We start from the raw sequence: 5,768 nt of genomic DNA on the forward strand, positions 1-5,768 counted from the left end.
CAGCGCGCACTCGACTGCCTCCGTACCCGAGTTGCCGTAGTAAATCTTGTGCGGTCCGGGCATGAGGGCGATCTTCGAGAGCCGCTCCGCGAGCGTGACCATGCTCTCGTAGTAGAAGTCGGTGCCGGACATGTGGATCAGCTCGGCGGCCTGCTTCTGGACGGCGGCCACGATCTCCGGGTGACAGTGGCCGGTGGAAGTCACGGCGATGCCGGCGGAAAAGTCAAAGAATTCGTTGCCGTCCACGTCGGTGATGACGACACCGCGTCCTGATTTCGCCACCAGCGGGTAGGAGCGGGTGTAGGAGGGCGAGATGTACTGCCGGTCGCCCGCGAGCACGCGGCGGGCGTTGGGGCCGGGGAGCGCGGTCTTGATGCGCGGGGCGGCGGTGGGAGCCAGGTCCTTGGTAGCCATGTTCTTCTCCTCGCAAAGGGTTGGGGCGCGGGCGAGCGCGCGGATGAAGGCCTTCCAGGAAAAGCGGAGAGGCGGGAGGAGAGCTAATCGCCGCCGAAGAGGCTGGGGCGGACCTGCGCCGGAGGCAGGTGGCAACCGGCGAGCATCGCCTTGTGGCTGGCGCGGGTCATGGAGCGGTTCCGGCGGTCATTATAGCGCCGCGCGCGGGCAGGCGGAACCCCCGGCCCGAGGGGATGGGGCCGGGGGGCGCCAGGTGTCCCGCGGAAGGCTACGGCCGCATCGAAGCGCCCACGAAGACGAACTGGATCACCAGGGCGATGACGATGCCGCCGATGTAGCCGGCGATGATCAGGTTCTTCTTGGGGTGCTCGAACTTGGCGAACATGTAATAGAGGATGTAGAAGGGGACGCACAGGCAGAGGATGCCCTGCAGCGCGCCGCCGTTCTTGAAGGCGTGGATCAGAACGATGATCGCGCAGACGAAGGCGACCAGGTTGAACACCAAAGCCAATGCCATCATAGAGAGACACTCTCCTCGTCAGATTTGAATTCCAAGCCCTACCCCGGCTGCGCCGGCCAGCAAGCGAAGCACCCCGAACACCACGAACGCGTACATCACTGCGTGATAGCCCAGCCGGAATCCCCGGTCATGGGCACGGAAGAAGCTCTCGAGCCCTTGCCGAGCCCCGGCGGGGAAGAAGTTGTAGGCCGCCATGATCACGAACAGCGGCAGAAGAAGAAAGACGAAGGGATGATAGGCGAAGGCGGCCCCGACCTGTCCGTGGAGCAAGGAGGAAAAGGCGCGGGTGAGCCCGCAGCCGGGACAGGGCAGGCCGGTGAGCGAGTGAAAGAGGCACACCGGAATGCCGGCACCGCCGGAGGGCAGCAGGGCGGCCAGCGGCAGCAGCAGCAGCGCTCCCCAGGTGCAGAAAGGATTGAAGAGCAGGCGGAAGACGGGAATGGGGGCGGCGGCGGGGCGCGTCCCATACGACGGCAAACCGACGGCAGCTGCGGGCAATGCGCTCACGGTCCTCTCACTCCCCTCCCGCAGGCCGGACCCCGGCGGGGTTGGCAGGCTCTGGAGAATGGCCAAGAGAGTACGTACCAAAGTGGGCCACGTCAAGGGCATTTATTCATCGGGTGATCGGGTCATCGGGTCCTTGAAAGGAGCAAGGACCGGCCGCTGGGACGGACAGCGGGACGGAGTGAGCCGGCGGGCAAGACCATCGCGGCAATGGCTCTTTTGCCGGATCTCAGTGCCGGGCAGACTCTAGCAGCGGGAATCCGGCGCAAGTTCCGGATAGCGGGGGCCGGCGCCCGCCGCCTAGCCTGGTGAGGTGAAGTCCTGAATCGAAAGTAGGGCGGGCGCGTCTGATAAGTCTCGGGACGAACGCATGACGGCGGCAGAGCGACAGCATCGCTGGCGGGTAGGGCTGGCCTTCGGGCTGGTGTACTTCTTCTGGGGCTCGACCTACCTGGGCATCCGCATCGCGGTGGAGCATGTTCCCGCTCCACTGGCTATGGGAGTGCGCTTCGCAGTGGCGGGACCGCTGCTGCTGGCGGTCTGCAAGCTGCAGGGGCGGCGGCTGGCGGTGGCGCGCGGCGACTGGCTGCGGCTGGCCGCCATCGGGCTGCTGCTGCTGACCGGCGGCAACATGGTGGTGGCCTGGTCGGAGCAGTACGTGGCCAGCGGCCTGGCCGCGCTGATCGTGGCGGTGGTGCCGCTGTGGGTCACGCTGATCGAGGCCGGGATCCTGAAGGGGGAGAGGCTGCACGGGCGCGGTTTCCTGGGGCTGGCCCTGGGCATCGGCGGGCTGCTGGTGCTGCTGTGGCCGGAATTGCGGGCGCCGGGCACGCTGGGGCGACGCGAATTGCTGGGCTGCCTGACGCTGATCGCGGCCTCGCTCTCCTGGGCTTCGGGCTCGGTGCTCTCCCGCCGCTCCGAGCTGAAGGTGGACGCCTTCGTGGCGGCGGGCTGGGAGACCACGGTGGGCGGGGTGGCCAACCTGGCCATCGCGCTCGCCCTCGGCGACCAGCATCGGGCGGTGTGGACGCTGCGCGGCGCCGGCGCCATCGTCTACCTGATCATCTTCGGCTCCTGGGTGGGGTTCTCCGCCTACATCTGGCTGCTCAACCGCGTGCCCACGGCCAAGGTGGCGACCTACGCCTACGTCAACCCGGTGGTGGCGGTGTTTCTGGGCTGGCTGGTGCTCTCGGAATCGGTGACGGGATACATCCTGGCGGGGACGGTGATCATCATCGCGGCGGTGGCGCTGGTCAACAGCTCCAAGGTGCAGTCGCGCGCGGCGGCCGCGCCCCAGCCCCGGCCGGAGGAGATGCCGGCCTACGAGCCGGGAGCGGACTAGCACATCGGGTGATCTGGCGATCGAAAAGCAGCTCTTAGCTCGTAGCTCTTAGCTCCTAGCCCTTAGCCTTTTCTCTGCGATCTCTGCGACCTCGGCGGTGAATCACTTCCGCTTCCAGCGCACGCCGTCCTTGGTGTCTTCGAGGAGGATGCCGGCGGCGGCGAGCTGGTCGCGGAGGGCGTCCGATTTCTTGAAGTCGCGAGCCTGGCGGGCGGCCTGGCGCTCGGCGATGAACCTCTCCACCTCGGCGTCGGAGAGCTGGGCCTCGGCCGCCAGCGCCTGCGCCTCGGGGGTGATGTCCTTTTCCCTGCCCTCGCGCCGGGCCCATTCCAGCACCTTGCGCACTTTGCCCAGGTCGTCGTCGCCCAAGACGGCGAAGATCTGATCGAACTGGTCGAGCGCAGCCAGCAGCGGCGCGACGTCGCCCTGGCGCATCTGGCCGGCGTCGGCGGCGGCGTTGGCCTCGCGCACCAGGTCGAAGACGGCACCCAGGGCGGCGGCGGTGTTCATGTCGTCGTCGAGGGCGGCGGTCGCCCTGCTCTGAGTAGCGCGCGCCAGCTCGGCCATCTGCGGGTTCGACCCCTCGGCGAACTTCGCCGTCTCCAGGCGCAGGCGGAAGTTGCGCAGCCGCTCCACCGAGGCGGCGGCGGCGCGCAGCGCGTCGAAGGTGAAGTTGAGCTGCTTGGTGTAGGGCACGGAGGCCAGCAGGTAGCGGATGGAGGAAGGCTTGTGGCCGCGCAGGATGAGGTCGCGCAGGGTGAAGAAGTTGCCCAGGCTCTTGGACATCTTCTCGCCCTCCACCAGCAGGAAGCGGGCGTGCACCCAGAAGCGCGCGAAGGGTTTGCCGGTGAGCGCTTCCGACTGCGCGATCTCGTTCTCGTGGTGGGGGAAGACCAGGTCTTCGCCGCCCAGGTGCATGTCCAGGGTGTCGCCCAGGAACTGGCGGGCCATGGCCGAGCACTCGATGTGCCAGCCGGGGCGGCCGGGGCCGATCGCGGTCTGCCAGGAGGCCTCGCCCGGTTTAGGCGCCTTCCACAGGGCGAAGTCGCGGGCCTCCTCCTTGTCGAAGCGGTCGGAATCCACGCGGGCGCCGTCTTCCATGCCCGCCAGGTCCTTCTTGGAGAGCTTGCCGTAGCCGGGAAAGCCGGCGATGCGGAAGTAGTAGGAGCCGTCGTCGGCGCGGTAGGCGAAGCCTTTCTGGGCGAGTTGGGCGATGAAGGCGGCCATCTCGGGGATGTGCTCGGTGGCGCGCGCCAGGATCTCGGGGCGCTCGAGATTCAGGGTCTCGGAGTCCTCCAGGAAGGCCTGCTCGTACTTTTGCGTGTACTGCCGGACGGTCAGGCCGAGGCGGGCGGAGTTCTCGATGATGCGGTCGTCCACGTCGGTGATGTTCATGACGTGGCGGAGCTGGTAGCCGCTCTGGCGCAGGAAGCGGCGCAGCAGGTCCACGAAGACGAAGGTGCGGAAGTTGCCGATGTGGCCGTAGTCGTAGACGGTGGGCCCGCAGGAGTACATGCGGACCACCTTGTCCTCGCGCGGGCGGAACTCCTCCACTTTGCCGGAGAGCGTGTTGAAGAGACGCAGAGCCATGTGGGACCGACGTTGATGCCGGAATTCATGATTGTAGTGGCAGCTGGTAGCTGGTAGCTAGTCGCTAAGGGAGAGTCAGGAGTCAGCGCGTTGTGGCCTTAGTGTCTGCCTTCGTGACCTTTGTGGTGAAAGTCTTTGAAAAGCCAACCACAAAGGACACGAAGGACAACACGAAGGGCACAAAGGAAGCACAGCCGGGTCGGCTGTGCCACACAGTCCTCCTGACTCCTGACCCCTGACTACTGGCTGGCTGCGTGGACACGCTTGCCGATGTCGAAGGCGTAGTGGATGCCGGAGATGAGGGTGAGGGCGAAGGTGGACCACAGGCCGACGCGGGCAGCATAGAAAGTCCAGGGCACGGCCACGATCTGGCGCAGCAGCACGAAGAAGAGCGCGGCCACCTGGACCACGGTGTTGGCCTTGCCGTAGATACTGGGCTGGAAGGCGCGGAAGCTGGTGGTGGCATAGATGGTGGCGGAGATGGCCACGATGCAGACGTCGCGGCTCAGCACCAGCACGGTCACGTACCAGGGCACCTTGTGGGCGAAGGAGAGCACCAGGAAAAGGGTGGAGAGCAGGAGCTTGTCGGCGATGGGATCGAGGAAGCGGCCCAGCTCGGTCTTCTGGTGGAGCAGGCGGGCGAGCAGGCCGTCGAGGCCGTCGGAGAGCCCGGCGAGCACGAACAGCGCCAGGGCCCAGCCCCAGGCGCCGTCGAGCACGCAGATGACGATGAAGGGGATAAAGACCAGGCGCAGCAGGGTGAGCTGGTTGGGAAAGGTGCGGAGCTGGCGCAGCACCGGGACTAGCCCCCTTGGCGGGCGGCCAGCAGCCCGGCGAAGTCGTGTCCGGTCTTGCTGCGGAAGCGTTCGGCGAGCGAGGGGATCTCGCCGTTGCGGGCGTCCAGGTCCACGCGCTCGATGCGGTGCATGGGAAAGAAGACGGCGGCGGGGGTGACCAGCTCTCCCGCCTTGACCATGGTGGCCACGTCCTCGAAGGAGTTGAGTTCGATGCCGCGCACGCTGAGGCCGGCGGGGGCCAATTCCAGGATGGCGCCCCAGAACTTCTCCCGCGGGCTGCTGAGCGTGACCAGCACCAGCGCCCCCGGAACGAAGGGGCCGGAGGCGGGGTCGCGCAACTCAGGCAGGCTCACCATGGCAAGGATTCTCCGCTGGCGGGGGCGGGAATGCAAGAGTACCGAGTAGCGGGTACCGAGTACCGAGTTTCTGAGTACCAGCTGCTGTGTCAGGGGAGGGAAAAAATGGTAGGCCCGGGAGGACTCGAACCTCTGACCTCTTCCGTGTCAAGGAAGCGCTCTAACCAACTGAGCTACGGGCCTACGGGGCCTCCGGCGCGCCAGCGCGCGCGCGGAGTGCGTCAGGCGGGACAGGCTCATTCTAT

Annotated in this window: 7 protein-coding genes and 1 tRNA gene; 1 reads left to right on the forward strand and 7 read right to left on the reverse strand. The window is 66.9% G+C overall.

All coding sequences use genetic code 11. The features are described 5' to 3' along the window. From VEG08_06435 to VEG08_06445, 3 genes are all read right to left on the reverse strand, one after another. Positions 1-414 (reverse strand): aminotransferase class III-fold pyridoxal phosphate-dependent enzyme (locus VEG08_06435; GenBank protein HXZ27623.1); only part of this gene is annotated, 414 nt, incomplete at its 3' end. A gap of 268 nt (positions 415-682) precedes the next feature. Continuing rightward, a complete protein-coding gene (locus tag VEG08_06440; GenBank protein ID HXZ27624.1) occupies positions 683-934 on the reverse strand; it encodes a hypothetical protein in 252 nt (83 codons plus the stop codon). 18 nt (positions 935-952) lie between these two features. Further along, the gene (locus VEG08_06445; protein HXZ27625.1) at positions 953-1,441 is read right to left on the reverse strand and encodes a DUF2752 domain-containing protein; all 489 of its coding nucleotides are present in this window, start codon (positions 1,439-1,441) and stop codon (positions 953-955) included. Between the two features lie 367 nt (positions 1,442-1,808). Between VEG08_06445 and VEG08_06450 the strand changes: the two genes are divergently transcribed. Further along, complete coding sequence (locus VEG08_06450; protein HXZ27626.1) at positions 1,809-2,780, forward strand: EamA family transporter; 972 nt, start codon at positions 1,809-1,811, stop codon at positions 2,778-2,780. Between the two features lie 102 nt (positions 2,781-2,882). On the opposite strand, the gene cysS is transcribed toward VEG08_06450, so the two are convergent. The 4 genes from cysS to VEG08_06470 form a co-directional block, all read right to left on the reverse strand. Next, positions 2,883-4,370 carry a cysteine--tRNA ligase gene (gene cysS / locus VEG08_06455; GenBank protein ID HXZ27627.1) on the reverse strand — a complete coding sequence of 496 codons (1,488 nt, stop codon included), beginning with the start codon at positions 4,368-4,370 and terminating at the stop codon, positions 2,883-2,885. Between the two features lie 239 nt (positions 4,371-4,609). Next, positions 4,610-5,167 carry a CDP-alcohol phosphatidyltransferase family protein gene (locus VEG08_06460; GenBank protein ID HXZ27628.1) on the reverse strand — a complete coding sequence of 186 codons (558 nt, stop codon included), beginning with the start codon at positions 5,165-5,167 and terminating at the stop codon, positions 4,610-4,612. Positions 5,168-5,172: 5 nt separating this feature from the next. Further along, positions 5,173-5,523 carry a hypothetical protein gene (locus VEG08_06465; protein HXZ27629.1) on the reverse strand — a complete coding sequence of 117 codons (351 nt, stop codon included), beginning with the start codon at positions 5,521-5,523 and terminating at the stop codon, positions 5,173-5,175. 106 nt (positions 5,524-5,629) lie between these two features. Further along, positions 5,630-5,706: transfer RNA gene (locus tag VEG08_06470), tRNA-Val, on the reverse strand. Between the last annotated feature and the right edge of the window lie 62 nt (positions 5,707-5,768).

The sequence above is a fragment of the Terriglobales bacterium genome (assembly GCA_035624475.1).
Taxonomy (GTDB): domain Bacteria; phylum Acidobacteriota; class Terriglobia; order Terriglobales; family Acidobacteriaceae; genus DASPRL01.

Coding starts and splice junctions, on each gene's coding strand:
- VEG08_06465 (HXZ27629.1), bottom strand. CDS start 5,523: ATGGTGAGCCTGCCTGAGTTGCGCGACCCCGCCTCCGGCCCCTTCGTT.
- VEG08_06440 (HXZ27624.1), bottom strand. CDS start 934: ATGATGGCATTGGCTTTGGTGTTCAACCTGGTCGCCTTCGTCTGCGCG.
- cysS (HXZ27627.1), bottom strand. CDS start 4,370: ATGGCTCTGCGTCTCTTCAACACGCTCTCCGGCAAAGTGGAGGAGTTC.
- VEG08_06450 (HXZ27626.1), top strand. CDS start 1,809: ATGACGGCGGCAGAGCGACAGCATCGCTGGCGGGTAGGGCTGGCCTTC.